Raw genomic sequence first — 16,381 nt, forward strand, 5'->3', positions numbered from 1 at the left:
GGCTACATCACCGTCCTCGGGCGCGTCGACGACGTGCTCAACGTCTCCGGTCACCGGCTGGGGACGATGGAGATCGAGTCCGCCATCGTCGGCGTCGAGGGGGTCGCGGAGGCCGCCGTCGTCGGCGGCGACCACGAGATCAAAGGCGAGGCCGTCTACGCCTACGTCACCACCGAAGACGGATACGAGGGCAACGAAGAGCTTCACGACGCGATCGTCAAGGGCGTCGAGGACGCCATCGGCCCGATCGCTCGCCCGGAGCAGGTCGTGTTCACCCCCGACCTGCCCAAGACCCGCTCGGGGAAGATCATGCGGCGCCTGCTGGAGAACATCGCCGACGGCAAGGAACTCGGCAACACGAGCACGCTCCGGAACCCGGAGATCGTCGAGGAGATCCAGCAGAAGGCGGAAGGCGAGTAGCCGTCTGACGGCTCCGTTTTTACCACACCACCACACCGGCCGACCTCGACGCGCGACGAAACATCACGATCGAATCGGACACACGACACACGACGACATACCACAACGACACACCACGACACATGACAGATAATAGCTCACACGATACAGGCGACGGGGGCCGCGCACCAAGCGACGCGGCGACCGATGGTGGCCGCGCACCAAGCGACGCGGCGACCGATGGGGGCGTCGCGTCGGGCGCGGCCCAGACGCACCGACAGACCGACTATCTCAGCTCGGAGGTGAACATCCTGAGCCCGAGCACGGCGTACATGCGCGAACACCTCCGGATCGTCTGGACGGGGTTCGTGATCTGGGCGGTGGTCGTCTTCGGCCCGGTGACGGCCACCTACCTGGCCCCCGGCGCGATGACGGTAACCATGCCGATCATCGGCTTCCCGCTGCACTACTTCCTCATCGCGATCGGCGCGCCGGGCGGCGCGCTGATCCTGTCCGCCTGGTACGCGAAGCGGCGCGACGAACTCGACAACAAGTACGGCATCGAACACGACGTCTCGGGTGATAACGCATGAGCGCGATCGCCGCGACGCCGCTACAGAGCGAGCTGCTCCCGGAGGGCCTCAACGTCTCGTTCAAGGCGCTCCCGTCGGTGCTCGTCATCGGGATGCTGCTCATCTTCCTCGCTATCGGCTTCGTCTTCCGCGTGGCCGACACCGAGGACATGTGGGTCGCCGGTCGGTCGATCGGCAACCTGGAGAACGGGATGGCGATCGGCGCCAACTGGATGTCCGCCGCGTCGTACCTCGGGATGGCCGCGCTGATCGCGACGGCCGGCGTGTACGGCCTCGCGTTCGTCGTCGGCTGGACGACGGGGTACTTCATCCTCCTCATCTTCCTCGCGGCGCAGCTGCGTCGGTTCGGGAAGTACACGGCGCCGGACTTCGTCGGCGACCGCTTCAACTCCGACACCGCGCGCGCTATCGGTGCGGTCACGACGTTCCTCATCGGCTTCGTGTACGCCATCGGGCAGGCGCGCGGGATGGGACTCGTCGGGCTGTACATCTTCGGCGACCTCGGCTTCCTCGGACTGAGCGGCTACCAGGCGATGGTCGTGATCATGATGACGATCACCGTCGGCTACCTGACGCTCTCGGGGATGCTGGGCGCGACGAAGAACATGGCCGTCCAGTACGTCATTCTCATCGTCGCGTTCGTCGCCGGCCTGTACGCGGTCGGGTTCACGAACGGCTACTCGACGGTCCTGCCGCAGGTCGAGTACGGCGCCCTGATATCCACCCTGAGCACCGAGTTCTCCGAACCGTTCGTCAACGCGAGCTACTACCTGTGGATCGCGACGGCGTTCTCGCTCATCGTCGGTACCTGCGGGCTCCCGCACGTGCTGGTCCGCTTCTACACGGTCGAAAACGAGCGGACGGCCCGCTGGTCCACCGTCTGGGGGCTGTTCTTCATCTGTATCCTCTACTTCAGCGCGCCGGCGTTCGCGGCGTTCGGAACCGACCTCTACGACCAGAACATCGGCGCTGTGTACGGCGACCCCGGGATGACCACGGAGGCGGCCGACGTGATCGTCGTGTTGGCCGCGCAGCTCTCGAACCTCCCGGAGTGGTTCGTCGGGCTGGTCGCCGCGGGCGGTATCGCCGCGGCGATCGCGACCACCGCCGGCCTGTTCATCGCCGGTTCCTCGGCGATCTCCCACGACATCTACACGAACATCATCAACCCCGACGCGACCCAGCGCCAGCAGGTGTTCGTCGGCCGGCTCAGCATCGTGCTGCTCGGCGTGCTGACGACCCTGGCGGCGCTGGACCCCGCGGCGCCGATCGCCGCGCTGGTCTCGTACGCGTTCTCGCTGGCCGGGGCGGTGCTGTTCCCGATGTTCTTCCTCGGCATGTGGTGGGAGAACACCAACCGCCAGGGCGCCCTCGCGGGCATGACGACCGGCCTCACCATCTGGTTCATTCCGATGATTAACGAGGTCGTCCCGACGTACATCGGCGGCCTGGAGGCGCCGCTCAGCACGTCGCTCGCGACGTGGCTGCCCGCGATCGGCTCCGCGCTCGTCTCCGTGCCCATCGTCTTCGTCGTCACCATCGTCGTCTCGATGGCCACGGACGATCCGCCGATGGAGACGAAGCGCATCGTCCGGCAGTGTCACAGCCCCGAGCCGATGCGCCAGCAGCAGACGGCGGAAGACGTCGTCGCGGCCGACGGCGGTGAAGAGGTCGTGACTGACGGTGGCCGCGCGACGAACGATGCGGCGACCGACGGTGGCCGCGCGACGAACGACGCGGCCACGGAGGAGTGATCATGTACGAACGCATTCTGATCCCGACAGACGGCAGCGACGTCGCGGAGTCCGCGGTCGAGCACGCGCTCGACCTCGCCGAAAAGTACGACGCCGAGGTCCACGCGCTGTACGTGGTCGACATCGACTCGGTCAACCTCAGTCTCGGCACCGAGCAGGTCGACCGGCTCAAGCAGGGCCGGTTCGACGAGATGGGCGAGGTGAAGGACCGCGCCCAGGCGGCGACCAGCGCCGTCGTCGACCGCGGCACGTCGCGCGGCGTCGAGGTCGTCGAACACGTCTCCGGCGGCCGGCCGCACAAGGTGATCGCCGACTACGCGGAGGACCACGGAATGGACCTCATCGTGATGGGGAGCCACGGCCGAGCCGGGGTCCGGCGCGCGCTGCTCGGGAGCGTCACCGAACGCACGCTGCGTTCCACACACGTCCCCGTGCTCGTCGTCGACTACCTCGACGAGGACTGAACCGCCGCCGAGCGCCCACCGCGCTCGGGCCCTGCACCGTTCCGGAACACCGACGTATTTCGACGCCGACGTCCACCCATGACCGACGCCGACCACATCGACGAGCCCGACGCGGACGAGAGCCTCGCCGACCGGGTCCGGTCTCACGTCAGGGGGAACCGAACCGGGATGATACAGGACCTGGCGTTCGCGGTGGCGTGGGTGACGCTCGCGTCGCTCCTGTACGACTTCGCGTTCGCGGGCGCCCCGCAGTGGGTGCTGTACATGTTCATGCTCGCCGGGATACCGGCGTACTTCGGCTTCTTCATCTCGCTGGAGATAGCGAAGGAGCAGCGGTGACCTCGGGGCCCTCCCGTCCTCAGTCGTCGAGCGTCTCGACGGACGCGTCCGACCCCTCCCGAACGTCCTCGTCGTCGGCGTCCGCGTCCGCCGGCACCGCCGCCTCGTCCGACTCGTCGATGACGCCCTCCGTCCACGTGCCGCGCAGGAACCACGCCACGCCGACCGCGAAGGAGACGACGGCGGCGGTCGCGTACGCCCACCACAGCCCCACGACGCCCCAGTCGAGGCCGACGTAGCCGACCTCGACCGCGGGAACGTCGACGGGGCCGACCGCGACCCCACCGAGCGTGACCCCGACCGCCCCGAACGCGAGCAGGGCGGCGAGCGGGATCCGGACGACCCACCGCGAGAGCAGCGACAGCGCCAGCGCCGCCTTCGTGTGTCCCGCGCCGCGGAACGCCCCCTGAATCACCATGAGTCCGCCGAAGAAGGCCCACGAGAGCGCGATGACGCGGAGGAAGACGACCCCCTCGGCGATCGTCGCCGGGTCGTCGATGAAGACGCCGATCGCGGGCGCCGGGAACAGCCAGACCGCGCCGCCGGCGACGCCCAGGAGCGCCATGGTCCCGAGGGTGGCGACGCGGGTGACGGCGACGGCGCGCTCGGGCGTCTCGGCGCCGAGGTTCTGCCCGACTCCGGTCGCGGTCGCCTGCCCGACGGCGCCCGCGACCGACCACGAGACGGACATCAGCCTGACGCCGATCCCGTACGCCGCGGTCGCGGCCGGACCGAACCGCGCGACCAGCGCCGCCATGAAGACGGCGGCGAACGACCGCGCCCACCCGTCGAGGGTCGCCGGATACCCCACGTCGATCAGTTTGCGAAGGATCGTCGGGTTCGGCACGAGGTCGCGGACGTACAGCTTCACGCCCCAGTCGCCCCGCAACAGGATCCAGACGCCCGCCGTGGTCGCGAACAGGCGCGCGATCAGCGTCGCGACCGCGGCCCCGCGCGTTCCCATCGCGGGGACCGGCCCCCAGCCGAGGATGAACACGGGGTCGATGACGATGTTGATCCCGGCGGAGATCCCGACCAGCCACATCGCGGTCGTCGTGTCGCCCGCGCCCTGCAGGGACGCGCGAAACGCGAAGAAGAGGAACGTGAGCGGGAGCGTGAGGAGGATCACCTCGATGTACGCGAGCGCCTCGACGAACACCGCGTCGCGCGCCCCGATCCAGTACAGGAGTCGGTGACGCGCCGCGAAGCCGACGAGCGCGAGAGCGACGGAGACGACCACCGCGAGCAACGCCGTCTGCGCCACGACCTCGTCGGCGCGTCGGTCGTTGCCGGCGCCGACGTGCTGGGAGACCAAGGCGATGGTCGCGGCCGTGAGCCCCACCGCGGTCGAGACGAACATCCACGAGAGCGGGAACATGAGCGAGACGGCGGCGACGGCCTCAGTGCTCACCCGCCCGACCCAGAACATGTCCGCGAGGTTGTACAGGGTCTGGAGGAGGTTCCCCAGTACAAGCGGCCACGCGAGGTCGAACAGCTTCGGGGAGATCGCCCCCGTCGTCATGTCGACCCGAGCGTCGTCGTTTCCCACGGCGAGTTCTATCCGGAGAGACGCCCGCTCGCGACCTAACGTTTCGGGAACCGGTGTTCGGTCTCCGCGCCCGCGGGTCGGTCGCCCGCTCCGATCGCCTGCGGTCCGATGCGACCGACGCCCGCCCCGCCGACCGCCACCCGTCCCGCTCGTGACCGCGTCGAACCGAGACGCCCGGAGGCCGAGCCGGTCGGCGTGACGGCTATCCACCTCGGAAAACCGACGGGAGCGGCCATTCGGGCGAGAGACCGCCGCGTTTCGGGGAATCGGCGGGCACGCAACACTTATCACCCAGTCGGGAGTGATTGCAGGTGCGATGGCGACAGGTAAGGTCGACTTCTTCAACGACACCGGCGGTTACGGATTCATCGAGACTGACGACGCTGACGAGGACGTGTTCTTCCACATGGAAGACGTCGGCGGCCCGGACCTCGAGGAAGGCCAAGAGGTAGAGTTCGAGATCGAGGAGGCGGACAAGGGTCCGCGCGCGAAGAACCTCACTCGGCTGTAGCTCGGTCACCGCTCCGACCGGATCACGGACAGCTCTCGAAACGCGTTCCGCGTATATTACGCCTCGAGCGGTTGCGCCGGTGTTTTGGTCGCCGAACGAGGATGCCACGGACATGGACACCAACGATCTCGACGCGTTCGTCGCCGAGAACCTCGACCGATACGCCGAGACGCAGGGCGTCTTCCCCGAGCGGCTCGACGAGTTCGGCGACAGCTACCGGTCGCAGGGACACCTGACGCGCGAGCAGCTGTACGAGATCGCTTACGAGTCGTCGACGCGGAGCGCCTACCACGTCCGGAAGAACCCCGCGGAGCGCTGTCGGGAGGTGACTCGGAACGCGCGCGCCGTCGACGGCGACTTCTCGACGGTCCACCTGATCACCGGGCTCTCCGGGTTCAAGGCGCCGACGGCGTCGTGCGTGGTCGCAGCGCTCGACGGCGACCGACACGCCGTCGTCGACACGCGGGTCTGGGCGTCCCTGGAGCGGTTGGGGTACCTCGACGGCCGGAAGGAGTCCTTCGACGCCGCCGACTACGTGACCATGATCGGACCGATCCGGGAGATCGCCGACGAGACCGGCCACCGGGCGGTCGACGTCGGCTACGCGCTGTTCGCCCACGACGCCCACGTGCGAGAGGGGACGCTGCACTGACCGTGCCCGGCGACGGCCGCCGAGCGCGGGGGCGATCTCGGACCGACCCTACCGCGGGAACTCGACGCCGGTCGCTTCCTCGGAGTACTCCCAGAGGCGCCGGGCGTCGGCGCGGTCGTACGAGTCGTCGTTCGACCGGCCCACGGTGGGCGGTCCGCGCATGTTCGCCACCCCGTCCGGTTCGACGTAGGCGCCGCCGTCGACGTCGGCGGTCGCGGCGTAGAGCATCGGCAGGGCACCGGTCGCGGCGTCCTGTCCGAGGACCGCGTTCGCCGCCTTCATCCCGATCTTCATCAGCGGGTTGCCGCTCTCCTCGGCGGTCCGAAGCTGGAGGTTCGTCGCCGCGTAGCCCGGGTGACAGGCGACGCTCCGGAGGCCGAGGTCGTCGCCGGAGTCGGCGTCGGTCTCGTCGCCGTCCTCGCCGCTCGTCCCGGCGACGTTTATTCGGCGCTGGAGCTCGTAGGCGAACAGCAGGTTCGCGAGCTTGCTCCGACCGTACGCCTTCCACTTCCCGTACGAGCGCTCCCAGTTGAGGTCCGAGAAGTCCATCTCGCCCTGCTCGTGGGCGCCGGAGGACTGCGTGACGACGCGGGCCGCACCGCCCACTCCGGCGGCGGCTTCGAGGAGCGGGAACAGCCGACCCGTGAGCGCGAAGTGGCCGAGGTGGTTGACGCCGAACTGCGTCTCGAAGCCGTCCTCGGTCTCGCCCCGCGGGATCGCCATCACGCCGGCGTTGTTACAGCAGACGTCGACCGCGTCGTAGTCGGCGGCGAGCCCCTCGGCGAAGGTCCGGACCGAGTCGAGCGACGCGAGGTCGCACTCGCGGACGTCGAGGTCGACAGCGCCCCGGTCGACCGCGCTCTCGCGGCGGATCTCGTCGGCCGCGCGCTCGCCGCGATCGACGCTCCGGCACGCCATCACGACGGTGGCGCCCTTCTCGGCGAACGCGAGCGTCCCCTCGTAGCCGAGGCCGCTGTTCGCCCCGGTGACGACGACGGTCTTCCCGTCCAGTCTCGGCATCTCGTCGGTCGTCCAGCCTGACATGGTCGAACGGAGGGGTTTCACGGTGAGAAACCTGTCGCCGGGCGAGCCCGTGACCGTCGACGCTCCCCCGGATCGACGGGCGGATCAGACCCGCTCGAAGCCCCCGAGCATCACGGCGATCGCGTCTCTGGCAGGGACGTCCCTGAGGCCGTATACCGTCGGATGCTGCCGGTCGTGCGGGAAGGTCCTCGGCTGCGGGATCTCGTACGTCTCAGACCCCTCGAACCCTCGGAGGAACGCCCTCGTGATCATGGGTTCGAGGAACGCCAGCCGCGGGTCCGAGTCGTCCGCGCCGACGCCGACGAACCCCTGAATGAGGGTGGTGGTGAACGCGTCCGGATCGGCGGGGATCTCCGGCGCGTCCTCGGGGGCTAAGTGCTCGCCCATGTCCGTGATGTACCGTTCCTCAGCCGTCGCGGGGGGCGATCGCAGGTACCCCTCGGGGATCCGGTCCCCCGGAATGCCGTCGTACGGTGCGGGCGCCGGCCCCGTGATCGCGTCGACCGCGTCCGTCTCCAGCATGTGGAAGTGGATATCGAAGTGAGGCACTTCCCACGCACCCTCCCCGCCCGGATGCCCTCCGGGATTCCAGTTCAGCCCGAGGAACGTGAACGGCGTCTCAGCCGCGTCCGGGAACGGAACGAAGAACTCCAGAGACCACCTTCCGTGGACTACCAGCGCCTCGCCGCTCGGGCCGTACTTGTCGGGGTACGTGCCCTCGGTCGCCTCCTCGAGTTCCTCGGTTCCCGGTACTCCCCCCAGCGCTGCGCGGTCGAACTCCACGCCGTGGTACTTCGGCTCCCCCGACGGCGTCTCCGCCGTGAACGTCCTCACCGAGCCGTTCCCGAGATCGACGGCGTCGCCGTGTTCCGTGATCCCCTCCGGCGGAAAGCCACCCGCTGAGGAGCCGCCGGGATCGCTCTCCCGTCTCGGGACGCCCGCCACGGTCGACGCCCCCCAGACGACGGCGGCACCGGTCGCGACCGCCGTCCGGAGGACCGCGCGCCGGTTCGCGGTCCGTGGTCGACTCGGGTCGCCAGTCCGTCTCGCGTCACGCGATCGAGTCGCTTCTCCCTTCGGATCGTCGTCTGTCATGGGTGTGTTCCCTCCTGACGCGGCTCTCTCCTGAGACACGTCACCACGTCACACTTTTCAACATACCGATGTTATTTCAACGTATCGGGTCGCGAGTTCGTCGGAACAGCGCCGGCGACGCGATCTCGGTTTCTCGTCCGCGATCGACCCACACAGCGGGACGAGACGGCGTCTGACGACCGGATACACTTTCACCGCGCTGGCGGTGCGTTTTTAGGTGCCTCGGTGGAATGGAAGGATACCGAATGACGTCCTTCCAGTCGACGATCGGCGACGAGGAGGGGATCGCGGAGGAGCTGGCCGAGGGCCAGCGCGAGATCTCCATCGCCGAGTTCTTCGAGAAGAACAAACACATGCTCGGGTTCGACTCGGGCGCCCGCGGGCTCGTCACCGCCGTCAAGGAGGCGGTCGACAACGCCCTCGACGCGACCGAGGAGGCCGGCGTCCTCCCCGACATCTACATCGAGATCGAGGAGGTGGGCGACTACTACCGGCTCGTCATCGAGGACAACGGGCCGGGCATCACGAAAGAACAGCTCCCGAAGGTGTTCGGAAAGCTCCTATATGGTTCAAGATTCCACACCCGTGAACAAAACCGTGGCCAGCAAGGAATAGGGATCTCAGCGGCCGTCCTGTACTCTCAGCTGACGTCCGGCCAGCCCGCGAAGATCACCTCGCGCCCGAAGGGACAGTCGCGGGCGCAGTACTTCGAGCTCATCATCGACACCGACACGAACGAGCCGGAGATCAAGGCCGACGAGGAGACGGCGTGGGACCGCCCCCACGGCACGCGGATCGAACTGGAGATGGAGGCGAACATGCGCGCCCGCGCCCAGCTCCACGACTACGTGAAACACACCGCGGTCGTCAACCCCCACGCCCGCATCGAGCTGCGCGAGCCGGGGCTCGACGAGCCGATGAAGTTCGAGCGCGCGACCGACGAGCTGCCGGCGGAGACGACGGAGATCCGCCCGCACCCGCACGGGGTCGAGCTCGGCGCGCTGATCAAGATGCTGGAGGCGACCGAGTCGTACTCCGTCTCCGGCTTCCTCCAGGAGGAGTTCACGCGGGTCGGCAAGAAGACCGCCGACGGCGTCATCGACAACTTCCGGGACGTCCACTACGGGCGCGAGCTCTCGTGGACGCCGCCGCGCGCCCACGACGACCGCGACGTCGCGGCCGCGGTGAGCGAGGCGGTCGCCAACAAGGGGAAGGCGGCGACGACCGCCTTCGCCGAGGGCGTCGCCGAGACGGTCGCGGGCACCGACCGCCTCTCGCGCGCCGAGCTCGCGACGATCGTCGGGAACGTCGCGGACGCGGTCGAGGACGACACGGGCAAGACGTTCGGCGGGACCGTCCGAGAGAACGCGGCCGTCGCGGCGTGGCGGTCGATCACCGCCGTCGACGCCGACGGCGACGCGGCGGGCTCCGCCGCCGAGGCCGGCGACGACGAGCCCGCCGAGTCGCCCCTCGTCGCCGACGCGTACGCCCTCGTCGACGACGCGACCTCGACCCGGAAGGACGACGCCGCGGTCCAGGCGATGGCCGACGCCCTGGCGCGCCGGTTCCTGAACCTCGACGGCGACGCCTTCCGGATCACTCGCGACGACTTAGAGCGGCTCGTCGCTGACGCGGCCAACTTCGTCGCCGAACAGCACGACGCGACGTTCGGCGAGACGGCCCGCGAGAACGTCGTCGAGGCGTTCTGGTCGCGAGCGCGCACCGTCCCGGACGACCCGCCGAAGGTCCGCGACATCGCCGGGGACCGCGACGCCGCGGCCGACCTGCTGGCCGCGATGCGGACGACCGACATCCTGGCGCCGCCGACCGACTGCCTCGCGCCGATCACGGCCGAACTCGTCGAGGCCGGGCTCCGCAAGGAGTACGACGCCGACTTCTACGCGGCGGCGACCCGCGACGCCGAAGTCCACGGCGGCGACCCGTTCATCGTCGAGGCGGGCATCGCCTACGGCGGGTCGATCCCGGCGGAGGGCTCGGTGGAGCTGCTCCGGTTCGCGAACCGCGTCCCGCTCGTCTACCAGCGGGGCGCCTGCGCGACGACCGACGTGATCAAGTCGATCGGGTGGCGCAACTACGGGCTCGACCAGCCCGGCGGGTCGGGGATGCCGAACGGGCCGGCCGTCATCAGCATCCACGTCGCCTCCACGAACGTCCCCTTCACGAGCGAGTCGAAGGACGCGCTCGCGAACGTCCCCGCGATCGAAGACGAGATCGAGCTCGCGGTGCGCGAGGCCGCCCGCGAGCTGAAGTCGTACCTCAACAAGCGGCGCTCGATGCAGCAGCGCCGCGAGAAGCAGGACGTCCTCGGCAAGATCCTCCCGGAGATGGCCGACAAGGTCTCGGAGGTCACGGGCCGCCCGCGCCCCGACATCGACGGCGCGCTCGCGCGGATCATGAACAACGTCAGCGTCGAGCGCGAGGTGTCGAACGGGACCGTCACGCTGGTGGTCGAGAACCACTCGGACGTGAACGAGCGGCTGGAGATCACCGACATCGTCTCGACCGAGCCGACCGACCCCTCGGACGGGACGGTCGTGGACATGGACGGCGAGTGGTTCGTCCAGTGGAAGCCCGAGGTCCCCTCGGGCGACGAGCGGGAACTGACGTACGCGGTCGACGGCGACGCCGAGTTCGAGGTCAGCGTCGGCGGCGTCGAGACCGAGAAACTCACGGTGAACGCGTAAATGACGACAGACACAGACGCACGAGACGAGCTGATCGACCTGGCCGCCGACTTCTACGACCAGTTCGCGGGCGGGAAGATCCCGGAGCTCGAGCTCCCGACGCGGACGAAGAGCAACATCAGGTACGACACCGAGAGCGGCGTGTGGACGTACGGCGACCGCACGTCGACGCGCAGCGCCAACTCGGTTCGCGGCGCCCGCAAGCTGCTGAAGGCGGCGTACACCATCGAGTTCCTCGCGAACCAGCTCGACGACGGCCGCTCCTCGACGCTGCGGGAGCTGTACTACCTCTCGGAGTCGTGGGACAACGACGAGGCGCAGTTCAAGTCGCAGGACGAGTCCAACGACCTCGTGGAGGACTTAGAGATCGTCACGGGCGTCACCCGCGAGGACTTCCACATGCGCCCGGAGGAGTCGGGCGCGACCCTGATGGGGCCGCTGGAGATCCGCGAGCAGACCCGCCGCGGCGAGCGCGAGATTCACTGTCAGGAGGACGTCGGCGAGGGCGGGTATCAGATCCCGAATAACCCCGACATGATCGAGTTCCTCGACGACGACATCGACTTCGCGCTCGCGGTGGAGACCGGCGGGATGCGCGACCGGCTCGTCGAGAACGGGTTCGACGAGGCGTACGACTGCCTCGTCATCCACTTAAAAGGCCAGCCGGCGCGGGCGACTCGCAGGATCACGAAGCGCGTCCACGACGAGCTTGACGTTCCCGTCGCGGTGTTCGCCGACGGCGACCCGTGGTCCTACCGGATCTACGGCTCCGTGGCGTACGGCTCGATCAAGTCCGCGCACCTCTCGAAGTACCTCGCGACGCCGGAGGCGCAGTTCGTCGGGATCCAGCCCGAGGACATCGTGGAGTACGACCTCCCGGCCGACCCGCTCTCCGACTCGGACGTGAACGCCCTGGAGTCCGAATTGGAGGACCCGCGGTTCCAGACGGACTACTGGGAGGAGCAGATCGAGCTCCAGCTCGACATCGGGAAGAAGTCCGAACAGCAGTCGCTCGCGAGCCGCGGGCTCGACTTCGTCACGGACACCTACCTCCCCGAGCGCCTCGGGGAGATGGGCGTGCTCTGAGCGAGCGTCGCATGCCTTATAATCGGCTGCGGCGACGTCTCGGTGAGTCCGGGTCCCCGACGGTGACGACGCTCCCCGACGGCAGTGTCGACCACTTCTGTACGGTCGTCGAAGACGGCACCGGATCGATCGGGACCCGCGACGCGTTCGGCCACGAGATTCTGGGAGATCGGTCGTCGTTCTCGTTCGCCATCGAGACGACCGAACCGGGCGGACAAGCGGTCAACACGGCGAAACAGCTGCACGCACTCGGCGGATCGGTCACCTGTTACGGCCACCTCGATGCGCCGATATTCGAATCGCTGCCCTTCGACACCGTGTCGATGGGGTCCCCCGCGCTCGTGTACGTGTTCGGCTTCGGCGATCGGGACGTGATGTTCGTCGAGGGCTCCGAGGTCGCGGAGTGGACCCTCGCGGACGCACGCCGAGTCGGTGAGCTCTCGGACGTGTTCGCGGGAGACGCGATCTGCTGTAGCAACTGGGGCTCCGTGGAGGGGCTCGAGGGCGCGTTTCACCAACTGAGCGACGCGGACGTGCCGCGAGTTCCGTTCGTGTTCGATCCGGGCGACATCGTCGGACGTGGGCCCGACGAGATCGGTGGGTTACTCGACGCGGTCACCGCTCTGCAAGACACGTTCGACGTGGTGTACTCCGCCAACCGGCAGGAAGTTCGGACGACGGCCGCCCCCCTGTCCGGACCGTTCGACGACGACCTCGCGCGGCTCGCCGCGATCCGAGAGGAGACGGGTATCACGGCCGCGGTGATGCACGCGAGAGACGAGGCCGCCGTCGTCACGCGCGACGAGCGGCTGCGGGTCAGCAACTACCGCGTCGAGCGGCCGGTGCGGCACACCGGCGGCGGCGATCGGTTCACCGCCGGGATCGGCCACGCGCTGGCGTGCGGGTGGGAGTGGGACCTCGCGTTGGCGTGCGGAAACGCCTGCGCGGTCTACTACGTCGAGTCCGGCAGCACTGGCGGTGTAGCCGACATTGCCGCGTTCCTCGAAGAACGGCCCCCCGTCGAGTCCTGAGCGACCGTCGCTCCCGCTACTACGCGACCGTCGCTCACGCTATCACGCGACCGTTTCACATCCCCTTACTGATCGTCGTACTCGATCGCGGCGATCTCGCGGCGCTCGCGGTCGGCGTCGTCGTTCGCGTATTTATAAACGACGTCGTCCTCCTCGTCGGCGGTCGCGTTGTGCGAGCCGTCACAGAGCGGCTTCGAGTCCGAGAGCCCGCACTGGCAGACGTATATCTTGCCGTCGTCGCCCATGTCGGACTCGTCGAGTATCGCCGGCCCCTGCTCCCCGTGAGTGACTTCTCGTGCCATGGCCGTCAGTCGGTGCCCGCGCGGATACGATTTGGGGCCGATCCGACGGGAACGACGCGACACCGCCGGAACCCCCTTGAGCGTGGGAGCCGTAGGTCGCGTATGAGCGAAACCGACGAGCGAGAGGGGACCGACCCGCGAGCGCTGAGCGACGAGGAGTGGCGCGAGCGGCTCTCCGAGGAGGAGTACCGCGTGCTCCGCGAGAGCGGCACGGAGGCGAAGTTCTCCGGCGAGTACGTCGACCACCACCCCGACGACGGGGAGTACCGCTGTCGGGCCTGCGGGACCGTCCTCTTCGACGCCGAGACGAAGTACGAGTCCGGCTGCGGCTGGCCCGCCTTCTACGCCGCCGAGGAGGAGTCGGTGACGACGACGGTCGACACGAGCCACGGGATGCGTCGCACCGAGGTCCGGTGCGCGAACTGCGACTCCCATCTGGGACACGTGTTCGACGACGGCCCCGAGCCCACCGGCAAGCGGTTCTGCATCAACTCGGTCGCGATGGAGTACGACGGGGAGTGAGGGCTCGGCGCGGCGACGGAGCGCGGCGCGAAGACGCAGCGCGGCGCGAAGACGGAGCCCAGGGCGGGCGACGGACGACGCGGCGGCGGACGGCGCGGTGGCGGACGGCGCGACCGCCCGCTACGCCGCCAGCGGGAGCCTGACCGCGAACACCGCGCCCGTCGGCTCGTTGTCCTCGATCCAGACGTCGCCGCCGTAGATCTCGACGAGCGACCGGACGAGGTACAGCCCGATCCCGGCGCCCGGGCTGTCGAGGCCCTTCTCGCCCTTCCCGAAGACGTCGGCACGTTGGTTCTCCGGGATTCCGGGGCCGTTGTCGGCGACGCGCACCTCGACGACGCCGTCGGCCTCGTCGACCGTCGCCGAGACCGTCACTTTCGGCGGCGTCTCGTCGTTGTGCTGGACCGCGTTCCGCAGGAGGTTCCGGAAGACCGAACTCAGCATCTCGTCGGCGACGACCTCCTCGTCGGGGAACGATCCCTCGACGGTGAAGACGGCCTCAGAGTACGCCGATCGGACCTCCTCCACCTGCTGTGAGAGGATCCGGTCGAGGGAGACGCGGCTCGGCTCGGTCTCCTCGCGGAGCATCACCTCGGCGAGGTCGCGGACCGTCGTGGTGAGCGAGACCGCGCTCTGGGTGTTCCGCTTGATCACGTCCAGGTAGGCCTCCCCCTCCTCGTCGACGTGGTCGTTGAGCAGTTCGGCGTACGCGCCGACGAGCTGCAGGTCGTTGCGGATGTCGTGGCGCATCACCTGGTTCAGCAGTCGGAGGTCGTCCCGCTGACGCTTGAGTCGTTCCTCGGGGCTCGCCTCGTCGACCCGTTCGCGGTCCGCTCCGTCTGTCGCCTCGGGACTCCCCCCGTCGCCCGCCGCGGCGTTCGCGTCGTCGCCCATGGCGAGGGGGTACGTCGGCCCGCCGCTTTTAAATACCGGTCGAGGAGCCGAGAGGCTCCCGCGAACTCCCGATCAGAATCCGCCGTCCAGCAGTTCGCGGGCGATGATGTTCTTCTGGATCTCGGTGGTCCCCTCGTAGATCTGGGTGATCTTCGCGTCGCGGTAGAGCCGCTCGACGTCGTGGTCGTTGACGAAGCCGGCGCCGCCGTGGATCTGGACGGCCTCGTCGGCGACGTCGACGGCGACCCGCGACGCGAACTCCTTCGCCATCGACGCGAGCGCGGTGAGATCGCCCGCCTCGTTGTCGACGGCCCAGGCGGAGCGGTACGTCAGCCACCGCGCGGCCTCGGTGTTCGTGTGCATCTCGGCGAGCTTGTGTTTGATCGCCTGGAAGTCGCTGATCGGGCGGTCGAACTGCTCGCGCTCCTCCGCGTACGCCAGCGCGCGTTCGGCCGCGCCGCGGGCGATCCCGACGCCCTGCGCCGCGACCGCGGTCCGGGTCTCGTCGAAGAACTGCATGAGCTGGAGGAAGCCCATTCCGCGCTGGCCGATGAGGTTCTCCTCCGGCACCCTGACGTCGTCGAACCGGAGCTCGGCGGTGTCGCTCGCGCGGATTCCGAGCTTCCCGGTGATCTTGTCGCGGGTCAGTCCGTCGCGGTCGCCCTCCACGAGGATCTGCGAGTAGCCGGAGTAGCGGTCGTCGATCTCGGGATCGGTCTCGCAGACGACGACGAAGTAGTCGGCGACGGTGCCGTTCGTGATCCACATCTTCGAGCCGTTTATGACCCACTCGTCACCGTCTTTCTCCGCGGCGCTGCCGCTCCGCTCCGAGGCGCTGCGCGCCTCGCGTTTCTCCGCGCGCGTCGCCACCGATGTCACGTCCGACCCCGCCTGCGGCTCCGAGATGGCCGAGCCCATCACGGCGTCCCCGGCGGTCACCTCGGGGAGGACGCGCTCCTTCTGTTCGTCCGTGCCGAACTCCATCAGCGCCTCGGCGCCGAACCCGGCGCTGGAGACGCAGAGGCCGATCCCGGGGTCGGCGGCGAACAGCTCCTCCGTGAGGATCGCGTTCTCCACCGAGGAGTAGCCGACGCCGCCGTACTCCACTGGAACGTGCGGCGCGAGGAGCCCCATCTCCGCGGCCTTCTCCATCACCTCGTGCGGATACTCCTCGGCCACGTCGTACTCGGTCGCCACCGGCCGGATCTCCTCGTCGGCGAACTTCCGTACCTCCTCGCGCAGGTGTCGTTGCTCGTCGGTCAGCTGGAACTCCATGGTCGACCGTTCCACCGAGTTCATCATAATTATTCGTAAATGACGAGGAATCCGGAGCACGTTTATCAGGGCGGTCGGCGGAGCCGGTCCTCGGGTGGTGCGAAAGCCCTCCCGGACGGACGCCAGTTTCGGCGAACCGACGGCCGCGAGCCGACGGCGTTAGGCC

The 16,381-nt window shown here is 68.7% G+C and carries 17 protein-coding genes; 11 read left to right on the forward strand and 6 right to left on the reverse strand.

The genetic code is table 11. The annotated features are described in order from the left end of the window. The 5 genes from R6U01_RS13470 to R6U01_RS13490 form a co-directional block, all read left to right on the forward strand. On the forward strand, positions 1-420 hold a 420-nt coding region (locus R6U01_RS13470), incomplete at its 5' end, for an AMP-binding enzyme (RefSeq protein ID WP_410286972.1). Positions 421-542: 122 nt separating this feature from the next. Further along, positions 543-992: a DUF4212 domain-containing protein gene (locus R6U01_RS13475; protein WP_410286973.1), complete on the forward strand. Its 450-nt coding sequence runs from the start codon at positions 543-545 to the stop codon at positions 990-992. Further along, positions 989-2,746 carry a sodium:solute symporter family transporter gene (locus tag R6U01_RS13480; RefSeq protein ID WP_410286974.1) on the forward strand — a complete coding sequence of 586 codons (1,758 nt, stop codon included), beginning with the start codon at positions 989-991 and terminating at the stop codon, positions 2,744-2,746. Before R6U01_RS13475 ends, R6U01_RS13480 begins: the two co-directional genes overlap by 4 nt. Positions 2,747-2,748: 2 nt before the next feature. Next, positions 2,749-3,210, forward strand: coding sequence for a universal stress protein (locus tag R6U01_RS13485; protein WP_410286975.1), 462 nt, complete (start codon positions 2,749-2,751; stop codon positions 3,208-3,210). 78 nt (positions 3,211-3,288) lie between these two features. Beyond that, on the forward strand, positions 3,289-3,549 hold the full coding sequence (locus R6U01_RS13490) for a hypothetical protein (protein ID WP_410286976.1): 261 nt from the start codon (positions 3,289-3,291) through the stop codon (positions 3,547-3,549). 19 nt (positions 3,550-3,568) lie between these two features. Here R6U01_RS13490 and R6U01_RS13495 read toward each other — a convergent pair whose 3' ends face one another. Continuing rightward, the gene (locus tag R6U01_RS13495) at positions 3,569-5,071 is read right to left on the reverse strand and encodes an MATE family efflux transporter (protein ID WP_410287043.1); all 1,503 of its coding nucleotides are present in this window, start codon (positions 5,069-5,071) and stop codon (positions 3,569-3,571) included. A 343-nt stretch (positions 5,072-5,414) separates the two neighbouring features. Between R6U01_RS13495 and R6U01_RS13500 the strand changes: the two genes are divergently transcribed. Together R6U01_RS13500 and R6U01_RS13505 are read left to right on the forward strand one after the other, a co-directional pair. Further along, positions 5,415-5,609, forward strand: a complete 195-nt coding sequence (locus R6U01_RS13500; protein ID WP_095635894.1) for a cold-shock protein — start codon at positions 5,415-5,417, stop codon at positions 5,607-5,609. 112 nt (positions 5,610-5,721) lie between these two features. Continuing rightward, entirely contained in the window at positions 5,722-6,261 is a 540-nt protein-coding gene (locus tag R6U01_RS13505; RefSeq protein ID WP_410286977.1) for a hypothetical protein, read from the forward strand. Positions 6,262-6,309: 48 nt separating this feature from the next. On the opposite strand, the gene R6U01_RS13510 is transcribed toward R6U01_RS13505, so the two are convergent. Together R6U01_RS13510 and R6U01_RS13515 are read right to left on the reverse strand one after the other, a co-directional pair. After that, entirely contained in the window at positions 6,310-7,305 is a 996-nt protein-coding gene (locus tag R6U01_RS13510; protein WP_410286978.1) for an oxidoreductase, read from the reverse strand. An 84-nt stretch (positions 7,306-7,389) separates the two neighbouring features. Next, on the reverse strand, positions 7,390-8,400 hold the full coding sequence (locus tag R6U01_RS13515; RefSeq protein WP_410286979.1) for a hypothetical protein: 1,011 nt from the start codon (positions 8,398-8,400) through the stop codon (positions 7,390-7,392). 245 nt (positions 8,401-8,645) lie between these two features. Here R6U01_RS13515 and R6U01_RS13520 point away from each other — a divergent pair, with 245 nt between their 5' ends. From R6U01_RS13520 to R6U01_RS13530, 3 genes are all read left to right on the forward strand, one after another. Then, positions 8,646-11,105, forward strand: coding sequence for a DNA topoisomerase VI subunit B (locus R6U01_RS13520; RefSeq protein ID WP_410286980.1), 2,460 nt, complete (start codon positions 8,646-8,648; stop codon positions 11,103-11,105). Then, the gene (locus R6U01_RS13525) at positions 11,106-12,191 is read left to right on the forward strand and encodes a DNA topoisomerase IV subunit A (protein ID WP_410286981.1); all 1,086 of its coding nucleotides are present in this window, start codon (positions 11,106-11,108) and stop codon (positions 12,189-12,191) included. It abuts the gene before it with no gap. Positions 12,192-12,253: 62 nt separating this feature from the next. Next, positions 12,254-13,222 carry a PfkB family carbohydrate kinase gene (locus R6U01_RS13530; RefSeq protein ID WP_410286982.1) on the forward strand — a complete coding sequence of 323 codons (969 nt, stop codon included), beginning with the start codon at positions 12,254-12,256 and terminating at the stop codon, positions 13,220-13,222. A 65-nt stretch (positions 13,223-13,287) separates the two neighbouring features. Here the strand turns inward: R6U01_RS13530 and R6U01_RS13535 are convergent, their stop codons facing one another. Beyond that, positions 13,288-13,524: a CDGSH iron-sulfur domain-containing protein gene (locus R6U01_RS13535; protein WP_410286983.1), complete on the reverse strand. Its 237-nt coding sequence runs from the start codon at positions 13,522-13,524 to the stop codon at positions 13,288-13,290. A 102-nt stretch (positions 13,525-13,626) separates the two neighbouring features. Between R6U01_RS13535 and msrB the strand changes: the two genes are divergently transcribed. Beyond that, complete coding sequence (msrB, locus tag R6U01_RS13540) at positions 13,627-14,046, forward strand: peptide-methionine (R)-S-oxide reductase MsrB (RefSeq protein WP_410286984.1); 420 nt, start codon at positions 13,627-13,629, stop codon at positions 14,044-14,046. A 120-nt stretch (positions 14,047-14,166) separates the two neighbouring features. On the opposite strand, the gene R6U01_RS13545 is transcribed toward msrB, so the two are convergent. Together R6U01_RS13545 and R6U01_RS13550 are read right to left on the reverse strand one after the other, a co-directional pair. Continuing rightward, positions 14,167-14,940, reverse strand: coding sequence for a sensor histidine kinase (locus R6U01_RS13545; protein WP_410286985.1), 774 nt, complete (start codon positions 14,938-14,940; stop codon positions 14,167-14,169). Positions 14,941-15,012: 72 nt separating this feature from the next. Continuing rightward, entirely contained in the window at positions 15,013-16,215 is a 1,203-nt protein-coding gene (locus R6U01_RS13550; RefSeq protein WP_410286986.1) for an acyl-CoA dehydrogenase family protein, read from the reverse strand. Positions 16,216-16,381: the final 166 nt, after the last annotated feature.

The sequence above is a fragment of the Halorubrum sp. genome (assembly GCF_046498025.1).
GTDB lineage: Archaea > Halobacteriota > Halobacteria > Halobacteriales > Haloferacaceae > Halorubrum.